Genomic DNA, 18,257 nt, shown 5'->3' with positions numbered 1-18,257 from the left:
AAAAAGAGGCCACTCATGCGTAGCCTCTTTCTTACTGAAAGTCTTTATTATTTTGAGCCAAGATGGAAGTTACTAAACGGATAAAGTGTTACTTTCGCTTCACCGTAAATGGCATCCTCAGAAATTAAACCATAGTGGCGGCTATCGTAACTTTTTAGTCGATTGTCCCCAAGTACAAAATACATACCTTCAGGCACTTTTTTCTCTTTTAATAATTGCTCTAACGTGAAATTTTCTGTAATACGTAATTGATTAGGATCATCTGTTTGACGATTCACATAATCTTCTTTATAGGCTTTACCATTTACATACAAAACATCGTCCTTCATTTCAACTGTATCACCTGGTAGGCCAATTACTCGTTTAATATATAGTTCATCTTCTGTTGGTGATTGAAAAACAATTTGATCAAAGCGATCAATTTTACTCATTTTACTTACAATAATAATATCCTTATCATGATAAGTCGGGTACATAGAAGCCCCTTGCACTTTAATCGGTGCAAATAAAAATTGCTTACAGCCTAAAACAACTATAGCTGTAATGACAATAATTTTAAGATAGGATAGTAACTCTTTTTTAAAACTTGTTTTCTCTTCTTGCATGTTCATTCCCCGATACTGTTTTTTTATAGTATAACATTTTATACAGTATATTGACGAATGAATCACATAAATAGTTTCGAGTTCACAGAAAAGGTTCATCACCTTGATCCCCAAGGAGTCACTCAATAATAAACCTATTTTTTTCCTAATCAACATGCCTGATATAAGGCATACTTCTTATCAAATGTCATCCTCAATTTTTCCTGATGAGCCACAAAAAAATAGACAAAGCTACATGATCACTTTGCCTAGATTATCTTCTATTTTTTTGTTTTCACGATTAATGGTTACTTTGCGTAGTAGAGTGATGCTGCTCATTCAATAAATCTACTGCTAAAACAATCCCTGCGTGTAATGCAACTGCTAATAAAATTGTACCTATAATCATCACAATCACTCCCTTAACCATTTCTAATATTATTATACACCAAATTTTCTGATATTTCAAACAAAATAAAAAATCATTCAACTAGGCATGCACACTACCTGAATGATTTTTTATGTTTCACATGAAAATTTTTAAGCACAATAGTTGTAAATGTCGAATAGCTGAACTGACTGGAATTTTTTGAACTTTACGTTTAGGCACATAGCTTTGCATGCAATTATTGAGAGCTGTATACCTAAGCACCTGGGTCCTCCCATTCATTCATCTCCCTCCCTTCTTTGCCAAAAAATTTACAGCTATCATACCGAATTGATTCATTCTTATACTTTATTTCAAATGAGCTTTTAATTCCGTTTGGATTTTACCTAGCTCCGTCTCATCAGGGATGTAATACCATATGTGATTAATTCTTTGGCCACCCTCAGCTTCAAATGACAGCTGATCGATATTGCCATCCATTTTTTTATAAATACTTTGTAGCTGGATTAAATCCTTCATCGTAAAATTCATGCGGACATTATCGCCTACTACATCAAGCATATCTGTAGCCTTTAATAAGATAGATGGTGTCGTTGAAGCTTTTTTCAGAACCGCCTCAATAATTTGTCTTTGGCGAATTTGACGACCAAAATCACCGCGAGGATCTTCATAACGAATACGTGAAAAAATTAGTGCCTCCTCACCGTTTAAAGTAATCTCTCCCTTTGGATAATGATGCTTATCATAGGTTAAATCCATGTCATTTTCAATTGTTATCCCACCAATCGTGTCGATAATTTGTAGGAAGCCATCCATATTGATATACACATAATAATCAATAGGAATATCTAAAAAATGCTCCACCGTATCGACCGCCATTGGGACACCACCAAATGCATAAGCATGATTAATTTTATCGACGGAATCATGGCCAATAATTTCTGTACGAGTATCTCGAGGGATACTAAGCATCTTCATCGTTTGTTTTTCAGGGTTTACCGTAACGACAATCATCGTGTCTGAACGTCCACTATCATCTTTACGTTCGTCCACGCCAAGCATTAACACAGAAAATGGCTCTTTTTTTGTCACTGTTTTTTGTTCTTTTTCTCCACTATCTGTCGTTTCTAATGGTGTATTTATTTTATTCATCGTTTTATGGATCGAATAATAAGCAGTACCTATAAAAATTAAAAAAATTGCTATTAAGCTACCTACTATCCAAAGCCAGATTTTTTTCTTGCTCTTTTTTTCCTTAGAGCGCTTCATGTTTTTTTCCATACATAAGTCCTTTCTTACTTACCAAATTTACCCCTCTTTTTGACGTTTTAAGTTGAAAAAAAGTTTATATGGTCTATTTATATGCATACTAGACGAAAAAAAGACGTACACTAGTATTTACTAAATGTACGACAGGCTTCCTCTATTTGCAAATTATTCCTCATTCAACTAACATTGATCATAATCCGATAAACAAGTAATGAGGAAATAAACCATCATAATCCATTACTTGTCTTTAATGTTACTGAGTAAAACTTCTTTTTCTATAAGCTTTTGTCTTGTATTCCTTGCACTAATTTTTCTTGAATCAGCAAATATTGCGCAATTTCTTCATCATTCAATACATCAAAAAGCTGCATAAAAACCTCTTGGCCAATTGATTGGGCTTTCGCTAAGGCTTTTTCACCTTCATCCGTTATTTGTAATCGAATAATACGACGGTCAGATGGGTCATACAGTCTTTCCGCTAAACCGAGCTTTACTAATTTTTCAGCAATACTCGTCATTGCCCCTTTTGTATAGCCGAGCGTCCCTGCTAACTCAGCCTGCTTTTGCGGACCTTTCGCGTGTAACTCACTTAATACTAAAATTGGTGAGATCCCCAACGGATACGGAAACGCTTTTGTAAAACGTATAATATTGGCATTATTCATCTGTTCAACCATATGAATAAGCTTAAAAATATTTGTTTCTTTCAAAAAAATCCTCCTCAAACACCTGAGAAATTAATGAAGCTTTCTGACTTCCTGTCCACAATAATTGAGTGATATATTGAGAATTATCTGGAGCTAAGAAAACAGCTGCACATCTAATTTTATTGACTATCACCAAAGCAACTAAAGGGATCTTATTTTTAGCCACTTCGTAATACTCAATGTCTGTTTTTTCAACCCTTGTACACCTGATCAATTAGCAAGTAACTAATTCCATCATTTAGTTTAACATTAAACTAAATGTAATGAAACTACGTTGTTCAACATCCTTACATTTCATTTGCAATCTGCTTGACAATCTCATCAATAGTTGGGATTGCTGAAGTTTTATTGCCCTGTGTTAAAATACTAAAAATATACCATTTGCCACTTTTTCCTTTTACATAGCCACTTAAAGCATGTGTACCAGAAATATAGCCTGTTTTTGCCGATACACTATAGCCCTTCATACGATTTTCTAAAGTTGCACCAACAAGCTTACCCTTTCTCCCTGCATGCGGTAATGCATCTAAGTATGAGTAATACCAGGATTTACTTCGAACTTTATATAATAATAAACTTTCTTGCATACTACTTGCTCGATTTTGATGACTTAAACCTGAACCATCTTCAAAAACCCATTGATCCATATTTAGCCCAATATCATTACCGTATGTACGAATTGCTTGAATGCCAGCAGACCAGCTTCCTTCTCCAAGTAGTTCTCGTCCGAGTTGTTTTGTAAACATATCACCCATACCATTATTGCTTAACTTCAAAAATTTAAAGTTAATATCTTTTAATGGCTTGGAATAAGAAATACCTACTCGCTCAGCATTTTCAGGTACTTGTCCCATCTTAAGAGGCATTGTTTGAATACCTTTTGCCACTAATTTTTCCCGAAATACATCGAGTGTATACAAGGTTGGGTCATAGACCGTGACATATGTACTTTTCTCTGAACCTGCGGGTAAATTCCCTGTCACAACAATTCGATCTTTACCATATTCTCGTGTAATCTTTACCGTACTTTTCTCGCCCTTTTTAACAACTTTTGTTTTGTTAACAATGGGAATTGTACTAGCAAACGGTACAAGCTGAACAGTCGCTGTAGAGCCGACCTTTGAACCAGTCACTTTAACTTGGACAGTCGCAATATCGTATTGCTCATTTGGCGAAATCGTTAATGCAGAAATACGGGAAGCATAAGGTAATGCTTCTTCTTGCGGTACAATTCCCTTCGGTAAGCGATCTGTATCAAACCACGTATCATCCGCAATTAAGGAACCTGTAATTTTCGATATACCCATTTTTTTCAATCCACTGGCAAAAGAATCTAAATGAGAAGGCAACAGCGTTGGATCTCCCCCACCCTGTAAATAAATATTACCTTGAAGTACACCATTTTCAATTGGACCATCGACATAGACCTTCGTTTCAAAGCGATAATCAGGTCCAAGTAAATCTAATGCAGCAGCACTGACCAAAAGCTTATGAGAAGAAGCAGGACGTATCATTTTTTCACCGTTTTTATTGTAAAGTACATCCCCGGTTTCCATATCTCGTACGGTAATGCTGTACTCATTATTCTTCCAATTTTTCGCAAGAACACTATCCACCTTTGTTGTCATGGTTTGCTCGCTTGCTTCAGCCTTTTCAAGAAAGGTTATAGGTAAGCAGCAAACCGTCAAAATCATTGTTAATAAAATTATTTTCTTTTTCATAGTACCTCCTAATAACAAATTTCTCCTTTTCACGCTTCTATTCTACGGAAAAATTTAGTAATTTACAATTAAACACTTTTTAATTTTTCAGAGAATAATATGTCATCTTTTTTATTCGACAGAATAAACTGTAGTAGCTAGCTAAATCACTTTCGAGAAAGGAGTTGGTTACGATGGGTGCTAAATGGATAAAAATTTCAGTCATGTATTTGATGCTTGTTTTCGCTTTTGGACTATTTATGCATTATACAATTCAACTTCAATGGACGGCTACACATGCCCACATTGGTGTAGTAGGTTGGCTGACAACTGGATTTATCGGTTTAATTTATTCAATTTATAAAGATGCAGCGGAAACGGGGCTGGCCAAAGCACAATTTTGGTTTTACAATCTCGGTTTGCCGTTCCTCTTAATCGGTATGATGATGGTTCATATGGATGTGCCACACTGGTTATTTGAGCTGTTCGTATCTGGTGGCGGGATCGCTGTAGCAATTTCAGTGCTATTCTTTGTTGTCAATGTCTTTAAACATGTAAAATAATGTACATCTTAAATAGAAAGCCCCACTTTTTTTGTAAAGTGGGGCTTCCTTTATGCCATTTTATAGGTACAAGCATTCAAAATATTATTATTGTAATGAATTCGCCTGCATTTGATACATCTTTTCGTAAATGCCGCCCTGTTCTAAAAGCTCATCGTGTGTGCCACGCTCAACAATTTTCCCTCGATCTAAGACAAGAATACGATCTGCATTTTTAATAGTAGAAAGTCGGTGAGCGATAATAAATGTTGTACGTCCTTTTTTCAGCACATCCATCGCATGCTGAATAATCTCCTCTGTTTCCGTATCAATATTAGACGTAGCTTCATCTAATATTAATATAGCCGGGTCAAAGGCAAGAGCACGTGCAAAGGAAATTAACTGACGCTGCCCAGATGACAATGTGCTCCCCTTCTCTATAACAGGCTCATCATAACCATCTGGCAAATTCGCTAGGACACTTTCCCCACCTACAGCCTTTAATGAAGCTTCTATCTTTTCACGTGAAATTTTAGGGTTGTTTAGGCTGACGTTAGAAGCAATAGTACCTGTAAATAAGTATGGGTCCTGAAGTACAATGCCCATATGTTCACGCATTGTTTGACGAGGAGCCGAAGTAATATCAATTCCATCAATCGTGATTTTCCCTTTAGATGGGTCATAGAAGCGGAACAATAAGTTCATAATCGAACTTTTCCCAGATCCTGTATGACCTACTAAGGCAATTGTTTCGCCTTGGTGTGCTTCAAATGATAGGTTTTTCAATACATATTCATCATTTTTATAAGCAAAGGAAACATCTTCGAATACTACATTTCCTTTATAACGAGGTAAACTTTTTTCAGATACAGGTTCCCCATTAATATCTAACACCTCAAACACACGCTTCCCTGCAACAAGCGAGCGCTCAAGCTGAGAGAATTGATTGACAATATTCGTTATTGGATTAAATAATTTCGTTAAATAATCAACAAAGGCATATAATGTCCCCGCAGAAATAACTTCCGTTGCCGTAAATGACTGTGTACCAAAGTAGAGAATAAAGATCGTAAACATAATAAGTCTTAATGTATTAACAAGGTTGAAGGAAGTTGCAGAATCAAGGAAAAGTAGCTTACGCTCATATGCATAATGCTCATTATTCATGTCATCAAATTCCTTCGTCATTTGCTGCTCACGGCGGAATGCCTGAATAATCGTCATCCCTTGAATCGATTCGTTAATCATGGCGTTAATATCAGCAATTTTCGTTCTGATCACATCATTATATTTCGAAGCAACTTTCCGATATAAAATCATCCATAAATAAACGATTGGTACCATCGTTAATGCAAGGAAGGCCATTTTCCAATTTAAAATGAAAAGTGCGATATAAACACCCACAATGGAAATTAAGCTTGTAACGAAGTTGGAAAGTACCTGTACATATAAATTACGAACAGCCTCCGTATCATTCGTTACACGTGCTACAATTTTCCCCGCTGGTAAATTATCGAAGTATTGAATTGGCAATGTTTGAATATGCTCAAAAACATCCTTACGTAATTTTTGTACAACACGGTTGGCACCCATTTGTAAATAGATGTACATAAAATAGCGTAAAACCGCTGTAGCTATTGCTAAAATTAAATAGACAAGTAATAGCCAAGTAATTGGTTTTAGTTCGATGTGGCCAATTGTCATATAATTATCAATGATATGCTTTGCAATAAATGGCCCAACAAGCTCCGTAAAGACGGCGATTGTTAAGAAAAATAATCCAAGTAATATCGGTTTTTTAAAATACATTGCATAGCGCATTAAACGTTGACTCGTACTCATGAGGCACCTCCTTCTAGCTGCTGACGGTCAAATTGCTCTTTATACCATCCTTGTTGTGAAAGGAGTTGCTCATGTGTTCCCTGCTCTACAATTTGGCCTTCATCTAGCACGATAATTAAGTCAGCATGCTGAATTCCTGATAAACGATGTGTTGTAATAATCGTCGTTTTGTCTTGTCGTTCTCGCTGTATATTTTCAATAATTTTTGCCTCTGTTTTGGCGTCTACGGCCGAAAGCGAGTCATCAAGCATTAAAATTTCAGGGTCCTTAATAAGAGCACGCGCTATTGACACGCGTTGTTTTTGACCACCTGAAAGTGATACACCCTTTTCACCGACAAGTGTCTCAAGTCCCATCGGTAAATTTTTCAAATCCTTTTCAAAGTATGCTGCACGAATCGCCTGCTGCAAATCAGCCTGTGTCGCATCTTCTTTCCCAAATAAAACATTTTCACGAATAGTACGTGAGAATAGAACATGATCCTGTGGGACATAACCAATCCAATCGAGTAACTGCTCCTTCGTCTGTGCAGTTATATCGACTCCATCAATCGTTAGCTGCCCCTCGCCCATTGGATACTCACGTAATAATTGTCGCAGGAAGGTCGTTTTCCCCGCTCCTGTTTTACCAACAATCCCAAGTGTTTGCCCCTTTTTCAACGACAACGAAATTCGCTGGAGGTTTTTCACCTGACTCATTGGATATTGGAATGTTAAATCATCAAAGCCAATCGCATTTGGTGTCGCAATCGTTTGTGGATTCGCAATATTTTGAACATCTGCCTCGTAGTTTAGCGTTTCCTGTACACGATCAAGAGAAGCACTACCTTGCTGCATGACATTGATAAGTTCTCCAATTGCAAATATCGGCCAAACTGCTAGACCCAAGTAAACATTGAACGTTACAAGCTGCCCAACTGTCATAGCCTCAGTCGCTACTAAATGAGCACCATAGCCAAGCGCAACAACATAACTGATCCCAGTACCGACTTTTGTAATCGGTCCAAATAAGGCGTTAATTTTTGCGGTGTGCATATTTTTTTCATACACACTCTCGCTCATCTCTGCAAAATTTGCTTCGTCCTTTTTTTCTTGTACATATGCGCGTACCACTCGCACACCTGCAACGGACTCAAGAACACTATCATTCAGCTCTCCAAAAGCATCTTGTGCCTTCATATAACGTTCATGCACAATTTTCCCTAAATATTGAATAAGGATGGCCATGATCGGCACGGGCAACATTGCAAAAAATGTAAGCTTCCACGAAATCAAATAACCCATGGCGAAAATAATACAGCCCATGTAAATCGTGGAATCAATCAGTGTCATAATCCCGAAGCCAGCAGTTAGTGACACTGCGTTTAAATCGTTCGTCGCACGTGCCATTAAATCTCCTGTGCGATTTTTTTCATAAAACGTTGGCGTCATGCGTAGAAAATGCTGCATAAGATTCCGACGTAAAATTTTCTCTAGGTTAATAGCTCCTTCAAATAATCTGAATTGCCACACAAAATTAAGGACATAACCACCAATAATGATGCCAACAAAAATCAAAATATACTTTGATAATATAGCTGGTGTCATTTCTCCCGCAGTCAATAGATCAATAATTGACCCTAGTAAATACGGTGGAACAACTTCCAAGCAACTAGCAATTATTAAAAGTACAATTGCTACTGTATATTGCTTCCAGTATTTCTTAAAAAACCAACTTAATTTACTTAAAACATCAAACATACATCATAACCTTCTTTCTCCAGTGCTGTTGAGGCTTACTACCCACTATCTAGACATTCCTTTTTGAAAATCATTTTTAGTACTGTGTTTCGCATACTGCATACACTCCTTTTTTTGTTATCACTACAACCTTTTTTACAACAAAAAAGACACATACCCCTAAAAAAGAGCATGTGTCTCTTAATAAAAGGCAAGATGTAACCCATGCCTTTTGCTGCAATGTAAAATACAAAGCTAGAAGACATGGACAATGTATGCAGTTGTGTGGTGATACGATACTGGTAAAACTAACATTGCCATGACCTCCTTCGCTTAATTTGTTATAGTGTTCTTGAAGGTTATCATACTTTAGAAATATTTGTCAACAACTCCACTGTTATTTTTTACTTTTTTCAGAAAATTATTAGCACTTTAAAGCAATGAATTACTACAGTCATAATCTTACGTTTAGCATTTTATTTCTTCAAAACAACATCCGGTATCAGGTGTGTTAATTAACCATATCGATCCACTTTTATTAGATGCCGCTAATTTCCGGTACGGGCTGAATTCCACCTTGTACTTGCCACTTAATTTCCCCTTTCTGTTTTCTACAATCAATTGAATTTGCATTTTACTGTTACTTGAAACGATTCTGTTCTTCTAGCTTCCCCGTCCTCTTATCATCGTCGTTATTAATATTTAGTAATTTATTATTTAGTAATTTATTATTTAGTAATTTAGTAATTAGTAGTGATGGATTTTCCGTTAACGGGTTTTCCGTTTACGGGTATTCCGCTTCCGGTTTAACCGTACACGGGTTTTCCGTTAACGGATATTTAGTAGACGGTGGAACATGAGATCATAATCACCCCTCCCTTTTATAAGTTATATACATATCAAACTATGCCATGGGGACAATTATTGCGAATTACGCGGCAGAATATTGGTATATCCGAAGGAATTTAATGGAAGTCAACATGACATCCGTCGGAGCTACTCTGTACACTCTAAAAAGAGGCTACTAAACACTTTATCAAAATAATTATTACACTTAGTTTGTAGCACTTATTAGGGACCGACCCAAACGCTAAAAATGCCACTACATCCTTTGATATATTTGAATCCATATAACGATTGAAATATATCTAAAATTCATTTCTCATGATACACTTTTCTATATAGACAATTTAGTAAGGAGTCTTAAATTTGAAATCATTTTTAGCTGTTGGGATTGGCGGATTTTTGGGCGCCACCTGTCGATATAGCCTTAGTATTGTACTTCCAAATACAGGCGGTTTTCCATTTACAACACTTTGTATGAACTTAATTGGCTGCTTTTGTTTAGCATGGCTTTTTACTACTTTTACAACACGTACACCTGTTGTTTTAGGAATTGGTACTGGCTTTTTGGGTGCCTTTACAACCTTTTCTACATTTTCTCTAGAAACGTTATTACTTTTACAAGATAGTAAATGGCTACAAGCCGTACTTTATATGTTAGTGAGTGTTTTTGGCGGTTTAGCTTGTGCATGGCTAGGATTTAAACTAGCAAAGGAGCGCATCGTATGATCATGGTTGGAATTGGTGGATTTTTGGGTGCACTAGCGAGGTTTTATTTAGGGAAATGGCTTGTTCATACATATCCGTGGGCAACGTTTTTGATTAATATAACGGGCTCTTTTGCACTGGGTTTTCTATTTGCTTTACAGTTAAGTGATTGGCTTTGGCATTTTATAGGGATTGGTTTTTTAGGAGCCTATACGACATTTTCAACATTCGGTTTTGAATGCTTGCAGCTCTTGGAACAGAAAAAATGGAGACAAGCAATTGTTTATATATTCACTACAGTTTTATTCGGTATACTTTTCGCAACACTTGGTTTTCTACTCGTATAACAGCATTTATTAGGTGATTTTTTGACACAACCATCAATCGAACAATTACAAGCACTCGAAGCTGAAATTGAACAAACATTATATATATTAATCGACCTAGAATTAGAAGAAAACTTTCCAGAAATGAATACTCGCTTTGCACAATTACTGGCAAAGGTACAGGCTGCTCAGTTAATTGATTATAAGCTTGACGTCCTCGTTGACCCTCAAGCATTCCCAACAGAAACATGTATTCTGCTACAAAGTTTAATAGAGGCAAAGGCTAGACCACATAAAAGACAACGACTCCTCACGCATCGTATGATTTTGAAAATATGGCTACGTAAAAATCAACGGTTTATGAATGAATTTTTACCACAAATGTTTTAGGCGCCACTTGATTTCTCAAGGGCGCCTTCTTATATTTCCGATTGATATTACAGTCGATTTTCTTATTTTATCAGGTGTGTTAATTAACATTTTTACCCACCTTTATTTATTAAAAGAAACACTGGTTTCCTCTACGAACCGTTCTTTCTTCATTAATATTTGGACCTTAATCGTAGGTTTTTCCACATATGATAGTAGACCCCACAAGAAGTCATCACGGCTGGAACTGTAAAAATAAATGAATATGTAAATCCTTGTTGTGCAATGTATTGAATTGTCCCAGAGGTAAATGTCATAAATATCCACAAAAATATAGTCATAGCAAGAGCAACTGATGCTACTAAATTAACAGGCTTCGCAAGACGATTTAAGTTATCTAAAGAAGATTTAGCATCACTATAAATAGGTGTAGTGCCTGGAGCGGCTTTAAAAATATGCATATCAGTACTTGAACAAACATGTGTCCAGCCACCGTAAGCAAAAAGTTCAAAATACTCCTCTTCTTCAGTAGCTCGTAATTTACGATAGTCGATATTGTAAATTACTTCTTCTGAATCGCCTTTCTCTAGCTCATAGCCTGCAAATCGAAATCTTTTTAGATGCCAGCCCTTTGCCGCTTTTTTACTTAATTTTTTCATATCGCGTTCCTCAAAAAAAGCTAAACCATCTGATATCATATATCTCTTATCAAGCACTATATATTCCCCCTTTGTAATCCCTGCTCTGCTAAATGAATCATGACCTTTCTTCTTTCAATATCTTCAAGTAATATTTCTCGACCTTTATCCGTTAAGACATAGACTTTTCTACGAGAATCCGAATCATCGTGTAGCTGAATAAGCTGTTCAGCTACTAGTTTTTTTATAATTGTATAAAGGGATGCTGGTCCAACTACAAAAGTACCCTTTGTCGTCTCCTCTATTAAACTCATGACAGCATAGCCATGTCGAGGCTCCGTTAAGGCCGCCATAATATAAAAAACAGAATCTGTTAACTGCTCTAATGATTTCATTGCCTACACCTCCAACATATCACAAAATGATATATCATAAAACAATATATCATTTTGTGATATATCAAGCAACTCTTTAAAGCATTTACTCCAAAATATTAAAAATCCCCACCTAGCTTTGGAGGGGATAATAAGACGCTCTTTAATTTTCACGAACTGGACGATTCAACGTAGCTGATCTCTGAGCGTTTCTTTTCTCGTGTTTTAATCTAACAACAGAAAGTCATCTCCTGCTTTATAACATATTCATTTAACTAAAATCAGAATAAAGGACATAGAGACCACATTCCAAACATTGAAATAAATACCCTTGATGATGCCCATTATTCATGAGGGATTCTGACAACTCTTCATTAGAAAATCCAGTATAATTCTCAAATTGATCTGTAATGCCTAGCTCCACTAACTCACTCCACCCAACATAGCCAATAAATGTACAATAATCTGAGCAATGGGCCATCCAATTATTACCTTGCCAACTAACATAACCTGGTGTTCTACACATAACTTCCTCAGTAAAATTTGCATTTACAACATTCTTATCGTTTATTAGATCTTGCTGGAAAGTACCGTCGTATTTTTTAGCAGCTGCACCAATATGTATACATGTAGGACAGAGATATTCAACCTCTTCAATAGCGTAAATACCCCCAGTATAATAAACATCTACTTCCTGTTCACAGCAATCACAGGTAACAACTGCTTTTGCTTCAAAGATTTTGGATTGCAATGGATTTGGTAAATATTTAAATTCAGGTATTACCGTTTTAGTTGTTTGATCCTCTCTAATTTTACAAGGATACAAGGGCTTCACAAAATTCGGATTATCTATGTAATATTTTATTGATCCGAGTTTTTTCCGATCTTTCTTGTTCCCTAAATCCATAACTGAAGTGAAAACTTTATAGGCATCAGCATACATTCTAAGCATGCAGTAGACGTCTACAAGTATCCTTAGATTTTCCTCCGTTTGTTCTTCAAGTTTCAATTTTCCTTTGAACTCATGCATTTGATTAATTCTATCTGGATTTGAAGGATTGAAATTTTTCCTTTGTTCATGCCATTCTTCTAAAATAGATGTAGTCATATATTAACTCCCTCTATAAGGATTTGACGTTCCTCAATTTAATTCATTGTAAAAGAATAATCTTTTATGACTTTACAAATTTCCACGTTATATTGTGTATACCATTTTTCTTTGCCAAATTGCTGTGCAACTAGATGTTTTGAATTCTCTTTCCATGCCTGAATTGCCTCTAGTGATTCCCAATAGGATACAGTAATCCCCTTCCCTTCAACACTTCTAGCACTTTCTACACGGAGAAAACCAGGCTGTTTTTGTGCTAGTTCATCCATTACTTCTGCCATTTTGGCATAGCCCTCTCCATCCTCATCTGTTCTTTGTGATGTGAAAATTACGGCATAATATGTTTCCATAGCTATTTACCCCCACCTCTTTATGTATTATTGTATACGATAAATACTTGTACGAAAATCGAAATATGGAATGCATAATTTTAAATTTAGTGTTGCCGAATGGAACCTTTTCAGTTTCATTTCATTTTTTATGCGTATATTTAGCTGAATATAGTAACCAGGAGGAAGCTGCCTTGAAAATATTATTAGCAGAAGATGATGCACGACTAAGAAGAAATATCGTTCATATTTTAAAGAAAGAATTTCATAATGTGACAGAGGCCGGGGATGGACAAGATGCGCTAGACCATACTCTTATAGAGACATATGATCTTGTTATTTTAGACTGGATGATGCCGCAGCTTAGTGGAATTGATGTATGCCAGCAGTTAAGAGACACTGGATTCAATGGTAGTATTTTAATGCTAACAGCAAAGGACGATACAGAAGACATCATTAAAGGGCTTGATAGTGGCGCAGATGATTACATAGTAAAGCCATTTAAAATAGAGGAACTATTAGCTAGAGTTCGCGCATTACTACGAAGAAAAGATAAAGTAATTGAACAGGTTATCCAAATAAATCATTTACAACTAAATATAGATTCCCGAGTATTTTTGTACAATAATAAAGAAATTGACTTAACTAAAAATGAATTTTTACTTTTAGAATATTTATTTATCAATAAGGGGCGTGTACTTACAAGGGAACAGATTTGTATTTATATATGGGGCTATGATTATGATGTTTCAAATAATTCCTTAGATGCTTTAGTGAAGCTTGTGCGAAAAAAAATTGATGATGGTCAATCCAAATCACGTATTCAAAATGTCAGAGGTATTGGCTACAAACTGAGGGAAAACTAATGTTTCATAAAACGAGAAAAAAATTATCCTTTTTGTATGCAACGCTTTACTTTTTATTATTTTCATTATTCGTTATTGTTCTATACTTTTCACTCGTTAAATTAATGGAAAATCAACAAATAAACGAATTAGAGGATTTTTACGCTAAGCAAGAGCACGATTTTTTTGAACACGTCTATGCAAACACAAAAACTTTAAATTATAATCCAAATCGTAATTTTTTTTACTATATTTACACAAAGGATCATCAGTTTGTTCATGGCGACGAATCTTACAAAGGGCTGAAAAAACAGGTTGAAAAAGTATTTGACAATAGCAACCCACGTGAAGAACTCCTAAAACATTATGAATGGCAAGAAGAGCATTTTCTTCTTCTAAAAAAGCCAATTTTAAACAACGATACGGTAGTCGGGTATATTATCGTTGGTAAATCTGTAACGTCACAGCATCACTTTTTCCAAAATGCAAAGTATTTACTAATACTCTTAACTTGTATCTCGACAGTCTTAATCGGACTACTGAGCTATTATATGGCAGGTAAAGCGATGATACCTATTCAATGGTCGTTCGATAAACAAAAAAAGTTTGTATCCGATGCCTCCCATGAATTACGAACACCACTCAGTATTTTTTATAGTTCACTTGAAATTTTAGAAGTTGAGGAAGCAAAACAATTAAGCTCCTTTGGAAAAGAATTAATTGCGGATTTAAAAGACGAGGCTGAAATAATGAAAGAGCTCATAGAAAAACTGCTGTTCTTAGCAAGACACGATCAGCAGCAGGCTTCTATTCATAAAGAAATAATACCATTATCTACTTTACTCAATAAAGTGAGCTCAAAATTTCAAAAGATTATGCCTCCTGACATACAGTTTTCCACTGAAATTCAAGAGAACATCGAGCTACTTGGAGATGCTTCAAAAATGCAAGAGCTACTTTATATTTTATTAGACAATGCGACAAGGTATACAAATAGTGGAAAAATCACACTTACACTTTTAAAAAATCAAGGGTTTGTAAAAATTACTGTTGCTGATAGTGGAATTGGTATGACTGAACAGGAATTGCCTTTAGTGTTTGAGCGATTCTACAGAAGTGACTCTGCTCGTCAACGAAATGGTACTGGTTTAGGTCTTGCCATAGCAAAAGCAATAGTAGAGCAGCATGACGGAAAAATTTATGCAACAAGTAAAGTAGGTAAAGGCACTACATTTCATATTGAAATTCCTATTTAAATATTGATCATCTTAAAGGAGTCGGGGCTTTTTAGAACAGCCCCGATTCTCTTTAATGATTGTGCGATGTTGAAATATTTCCTTTATTTTTGAGCTGACTTATTGTTCTTACCATCAATATCAACAAGATCCCCCCTCCAGAAGCTACATAAAACATGATAACGAAAGCATTTTCTGAATCAGTTCCAATAAGCACTCCATGGGCAAGTGACAACACCCACGCTGGTAACACAAGAAAGTGAAGTTTTTTCCATAAGGAGCGATTCATCGTTCGCATAAATAAATCCGATGACATGATTACCATTAGAAATAAATAGAATGCTATTGTTCCAATGGCTGATGGTAGGGACTCATATTCAGCTGAGAAAGGGATTAAAATCTCTCCTAAATTAAAAGGCTCATAGCGATCGATGATAAGCACTAACATATGCCCAATCACAGTGACTAGCCCTAGCCATCCTGCGTTTTGATGTATATGATAAGTTAAATTTTTATGTGCTTTTACAAATGATGATTTTCTCAATAAACCAAATATAATAGAAATTGTAAAGTAAAAATACGCTAAAAATCCGAATAATCGAATCCATTCCCATGTACTTATTAACATTTATTTCACTCCTGTCATCCTCCAATTTGCTACTTTCCCTTCTTTCACAATAAAGCGGGCACTTTGCTGACAATTTTTTTCGAACCATTGCTGAAGTTCATCTCCCTTCATAAGAAAGCAAAGTTTTGCACCAACCTCTGCATCACATAAAGAGGACGTGACGACTGAAGCTTGTAGCACATCTGTTTCAGCAACTTCACCTGTTTGTCCGTTCAATAAATGATGCTTCTTCTTTGTTCCTTGCACCCAGCTTCGATAAACTTGATTGGATGTAGCAATGGCACCTGTTTTCATTTTAATTGAGCTAATTTCCTTGTCTATATTCCAGGCATCTGCAACACCGATCGTCCAAGTCTTTTCCCCAGAAGACCACATTTTCATATCCCCTCCCCCGTCTATTAGTCCAAAATCAGAAGAGACATCTTGCTCAAGCCAATTAGCCAACTTCTCAATAGCATATCCTTTGGCAAACCCACCTAAATCAATTTCCTGCTGTGCTACCTTCATCACTTGCCCATCATCTAGAAATTGAAATGGTTGATCTATAATAAAAGGTTTGTTTTGAAATGTCTTACTTTTAGCTGTTACAAATGGGAAAGTTTGATTGTAGCCATGCTGTTCTAATTGCAATTTAAGATATGGTGAAAATAAACCATGAGAAAGTTGATAATATTGATCTGCTTGCACTAAACAATCATATAATAACGAACTAATGCGTAGCGTTTCTGCCATTTTTAAATCATTAAGTTGTGATAATTCGTTGCTTGGTTGAAACCTTGACCACTCTTGCGCTACGTATTGAAGCCATTTCTCTGCTTTTTCTTTCCATGTGAAATGACTACCTTTTGGCATAGCAATATAAAATTCTGTATTCATTATTTGTAAAGTTAGTGTATCCACACGACCAACTCCATTAAGTTCTTTTCGTTTTTCGCTCGCTTTTGACAGCGGGTTGACTTGTCATTTCAAAGTTCGTCCAATCAAGCTGTACTAGCTCTTTTTCTCTTTTTGTCATATTGTCCTGATCTACATCCTGACTATTATTTGTGCGTCTTGTTTCGGCTTGTGTTGAGCTGTTAATTTGGGTTAAAATCGCTGCGGCTAAAAGGATCCCTGACGCTCCTAATACCCACTTTGCCTTTTTCGGATCTTTCATAACGCTTCCTCCTAATTCGTAATTGGCTGGCATACAAACGTTTGATTACTTTCTTGCCATTCCGCTAAATAGCCTAAGCCATTCGTTATTGCACTAATAGGTACATATAATTCTTCATTGACATAAAACGCTTGTGCTGGAGATGGCGTTTTCACGTTATTATCATAGACAACGTTTGTTCCAGCACGAAAAAGTAATTCATTCGCTTGAAATTGGATAGCTAAAATTTTACTTTCTTTGTAAAAGGTCGCTTTCGCTCCTAAAACCTGTGCTACTGTTTTTCCCGGTACAAAAAATTCTCCGTCTTTTGGTATCACAGAAAAGTTCAGCTCCTTATTCGTCCCTTCTACTTTTAATGTGACCTTTTGAGAGTTCGTGAAAGGTAATACTTCTTTATCTGTTACAACTGTTCGTGTCCAAATATTCCAAGTACCTTTTTCACTTACCGCATCTTGAAAATAGTAAGTTTCTTCCCCTTCTTCATCATCATCGTAATATTCCTCATCGTGTTCGTAATCGTCATCGTCATCGTCTTTATACTCTTCATGTTCTTTATATTCATGTTTGTCGTCATCTGCAAGTACAACTACGCCATTTGTTATAAAACCTGCCAATGCAAGAACTAAAATAAGACCAATTTTTTTCATCTTCATCTACAACACTCCTTTCCTTTGACTTCATTTTAGGTTTTAAAAGTGAAAGGAGACTGAATTTTTTTAACAAAATTAGTCATATAAAAAGCCATTCCTATGGACAGATTTCTCTGCACCTAGAAATAGCTTGGTTTATCAGTTTATTATTCTTTAGAGTTTCTCTTCACTTCGATGTTTCCTTAAACTCTTCTTCCACAGGTATAATACAGTGTAGTTGGTAATAAAGTTTGATTATTAGCTGGGTCAGTTATTTGAATTCCCTTTTCATCTTTTCAGTAAATTTAGGAACTACTTC

General features: G+C 35.9%; 22 protein-coding genes. 6 read left to right on the top strand and 16 right to left on the bottom strand.

Annotation, left to right across the window (positions count from 1 at the left end):
• Positions 1 to 47: 47 nt before the first annotated feature.
• From lepB to dacB, 6 genes are all read right to left on the bottom strand, one after another.
• Positions 48 to 605, bottom strand: coding sequence for a signal peptidase I (gene lepB, locus ACB089_RS10670; protein ID WP_068984571.1), 558 nt, complete (start codon positions 603 to 605; stop codon positions 48 to 50).
• A gap of 280 nt (positions 606 to 885) precedes the next feature.
• Positions 886 to 993 (bottom strand): transcriptional regulator, encoded by a 108-nt coding sequence (locus tag ACB089_RS10665; RefSeq protein WP_068984572.1) that lies wholly within the window; start codon positions 991 to 993, stop codon positions 886 to 888.
• Between the two features lie 327 nt (positions 994 to 1,320).
• On the bottom strand, positions 1,321 to 2,253 hold the full coding sequence (locus tag ACB089_RS10660) for an LCP family protein (protein ID WP_374966375.1): 933 nt from the start codon (positions 2,251 to 2,253) through the stop codon (positions 1,321 to 1,323).
• A 263-nt stretch (positions 2,254 to 2,516) separates the two neighbouring features.
• On the bottom strand, positions 2,517 to 2,951 hold the full coding sequence (locus tag ACB089_RS10655) for a MarR family winged helix-turn-helix transcriptional regulator (RefSeq protein ID WP_068984574.1): 435 nt from the start codon (positions 2,949 to 2,951) through the stop codon (positions 2,517 to 2,519).
• On the bottom strand, positions 2,929 to 3,114 hold the full coding sequence (locus ACB089_RS10650) for a hypothetical protein (RefSeq protein WP_374966374.1): 186 nt from the start codon (positions 3,112 to 3,114) through the stop codon (positions 2,929 to 2,931). Before ACB089_RS10650 ends, ACB089_RS10655 begins: the two co-directional genes overlap by 23 nt.
• A gap of 121 nt (positions 3,115 to 3,235) precedes the next feature.
• Positions 3,236 to 4,669, bottom strand: a complete 1,434-nt coding sequence (gene dacB, locus ACB089_RS10645) for a D-alanyl-D-alanine carboxypeptidase/D-alanyl-D-alanine-endopeptidase (RefSeq protein ID WP_374966373.1) — start codon at positions 4,667 to 4,669, stop codon at positions 3,236 to 3,238.
• Between the two features lie 173 nt (positions 4,670 to 4,842).
• Here dacB and ACB089_RS10640 point away from each other — a divergent pair, with 173 nt between their 5' ends.
• Positions 4,843 to 5,211, top strand: coding sequence for a hypothetical protein (locus tag ACB089_RS10640; RefSeq protein WP_374966372.1), 369 nt, complete (start codon positions 4,843 to 4,845; stop codon positions 5,209 to 5,211).
• 87 nt (positions 5,212 to 5,298) lie between these two features.
• Here the strand turns inward: ACB089_RS10640 and ACB089_RS10635 are convergent, their stop codons facing one another.
• Both ACB089_RS10635 and ACB089_RS10630 read right to left on the bottom strand, forming a co-directional pair.
• On the bottom strand, positions 5,299 to 7,032 hold the full coding sequence (locus tag ACB089_RS10635; protein ID WP_374966371.1) for an ABC transporter ATP-binding protein: 1,734 nt from the start codon (positions 7,030 to 7,032) through the stop codon (positions 5,299 to 5,301).
• A complete protein-coding gene (locus ACB089_RS10630; protein ID WP_374966370.1) occupies positions 7,029 to 8,771 on the bottom strand; it encodes an ABC transporter ATP-binding protein in 1,743 nt (580 codons plus the stop codon). Before ACB089_RS10630 ends, ACB089_RS10635 begins: the two co-directional genes overlap by 4 nt.
• Before the next feature lie 1,188 nt (positions 8,772 to 9,959).
• Here ACB089_RS10630 and crcB (ACB089_RS10625) point away from each other — a divergent pair.
• The 3 genes from crcB (ACB089_RS10625) to ACB089_RS10615 are packed head-to-tail and all read left to right on the top strand — an operon-like array spanning position 9,960 to position 11,017.
• On the top strand, positions 9,960 to 10,322 hold the full coding sequence (crcB, locus tag ACB089_RS10625) for a fluoride efflux transporter CrcB (RefSeq protein WP_374966369.1): 363 nt from the start codon (positions 9,960 to 9,962) through the stop codon (positions 10,320 to 10,322).
• Complete coding sequence (crcB, locus tag ACB089_RS10620; protein WP_374966368.1) at positions 10,319 to 10,648, top strand: fluoride efflux transporter CrcB; 330 nt, start codon at positions 10,319 to 10,321, stop codon at positions 10,646 to 10,648. Before crcB (ACB089_RS10625) ends, crcB (ACB089_RS10620) begins: the two co-directional genes overlap by 4 nt.
• A gap of 21 nt (positions 10,649 to 10,669) precedes the next feature.
• Positions 10,670 to 11,017, top strand: coding sequence for a hypothetical protein (locus ACB089_RS10615; RefSeq protein ID WP_374966367.1), 348 nt, complete (start codon positions 10,670 to 10,672; stop codon positions 11,015 to 11,017).
• A 152-nt stretch (positions 11,018 to 11,169) separates the two neighbouring features.
• Here ACB089_RS10615 and ACB089_RS10610 read toward each other — a convergent pair whose 3' ends face one another.
• The 4 genes from ACB089_RS10610 to ACB089_RS10595 form a co-directional block, all read right to left on the bottom strand.
• Positions 11,170 to 11,712, bottom strand: a complete 543-nt coding sequence (locus ACB089_RS10610) for a DUF2812 domain-containing protein (RefSeq protein ID WP_374966366.1) — start codon at positions 11,710 to 11,712, stop codon at positions 11,170 to 11,172.
• Positions 11,712 to 12,029, bottom strand: a complete 318-nt coding sequence (locus ACB089_RS10605; RefSeq protein ID WP_068984582.1) for a PadR family transcriptional regulator — start codon at positions 12,027 to 12,029, stop codon at positions 11,712 to 11,714. Before ACB089_RS10605 ends, ACB089_RS10610 begins: the two co-directional genes overlap by 1 nt.
• 250 nt (positions 12,030 to 12,279) lie before the next feature.
• Positions 12,280 to 13,116 carry a CbrC family protein gene (locus tag ACB089_RS10600; protein ID WP_374966365.1) on the bottom strand — a complete coding sequence of 279 codons (837 nt, stop codon included), beginning with the start codon at positions 13,114 to 13,116 and terminating at the stop codon, positions 12,280 to 12,282.
• A 38-nt stretch (positions 13,117 to 13,154) separates the two neighbouring features.
• Positions 13,155 to 13,466: an antibiotic biosynthesis monooxygenase family protein gene (locus tag ACB089_RS10595; protein WP_374966364.1), complete on the bottom strand. Its 312-nt coding sequence runs from the start codon at positions 13,464 to 13,466 to the stop codon at positions 13,155 to 13,157.
• A gap of 173 nt (positions 13,467 to 13,639) precedes the next feature.
• Here ACB089_RS10595 and ACB089_RS10590 point away from each other — a divergent pair, with 173 nt between their 5' ends.
• Positions 13,640 to 14,311, top strand: coding sequence for a response regulator transcription factor (locus tag ACB089_RS10590; RefSeq protein WP_368635101.1), 672 nt, complete (start codon positions 13,640 to 13,642; stop codon positions 14,309 to 14,311).
• The gene (locus ACB089_RS10585) at positions 14,311 to 15,546 is read left to right on the top strand and encodes a sensor histidine kinase (protein ID WP_374966363.1); all 1,236 of its coding nucleotides are present in this window, start codon (positions 14,311 to 14,313) and stop codon (positions 15,544 to 15,546) included. The genes ACB089_RS10590 and ACB089_RS10585 overlap by 1 nt, the downstream gene beginning before the upstream one ends.
• 52 nt (positions 15,547 to 15,598) lie before the next feature.
• On the opposite strand, the gene ACB089_RS10580 is transcribed toward ACB089_RS10585, so the two are convergent.
• From ACB089_RS10580 to ACB089_RS10565, 4 genes are read right to left on the bottom strand one after another with little or no spacing between them, the layout of a single operon-like run.
• Entirely contained in the window at positions 15,599 to 16,153 is a 555-nt protein-coding gene (locus ACB089_RS10580) for a ferric reductase-like transmembrane domain-containing protein (protein ID WP_374966362.1), read from the bottom strand.
• A complete protein-coding gene (locus tag ACB089_RS10575) occupies positions 16,154 to 17,053 on the bottom strand; it encodes an FAD:protein FMN transferase (RefSeq protein ID WP_374966361.1) in 900 nt (299 codons plus the stop codon). It abuts the gene before it with no gap.
• Between the two features lie 13 nt (positions 17,054 to 17,066).
• Positions 17,067 to 17,309: a hypothetical protein gene (locus ACB089_RS10570; protein ID WP_374966360.1), complete on the bottom strand. Its 243-nt coding sequence runs from the start codon at positions 17,307 to 17,309 to the stop codon at positions 17,067 to 17,069.
• Positions 17,310 to 17,320: 11 nt separating this feature from the next.
• Positions 17,321 to 17,962: a stalk domain-containing protein gene (locus tag ACB089_RS10565; protein ID WP_374966359.1), complete on the bottom strand. Its 642-nt coding sequence runs from the start codon at positions 17,960 to 17,962 to the stop codon at positions 17,321 to 17,323.
• Positions 17,963 to 18,257: the final 295 nt, after the last annotated feature.

Origin of the sequence: Lysinibacillus sp. RS10, from assembly GCF_041956855.1 — a bacterium.
Lineage (GTDB): Bacteria > Bacillota > Bacilli > Bacillales_A > Planococcaceae > Lysinibacillus > Lysinibacillus xylanilyticus_A.
Note: the sequence above shows the minus strand (reverse complement) of the source record. Positions and strands in the feature narration are given on the sequence as shown.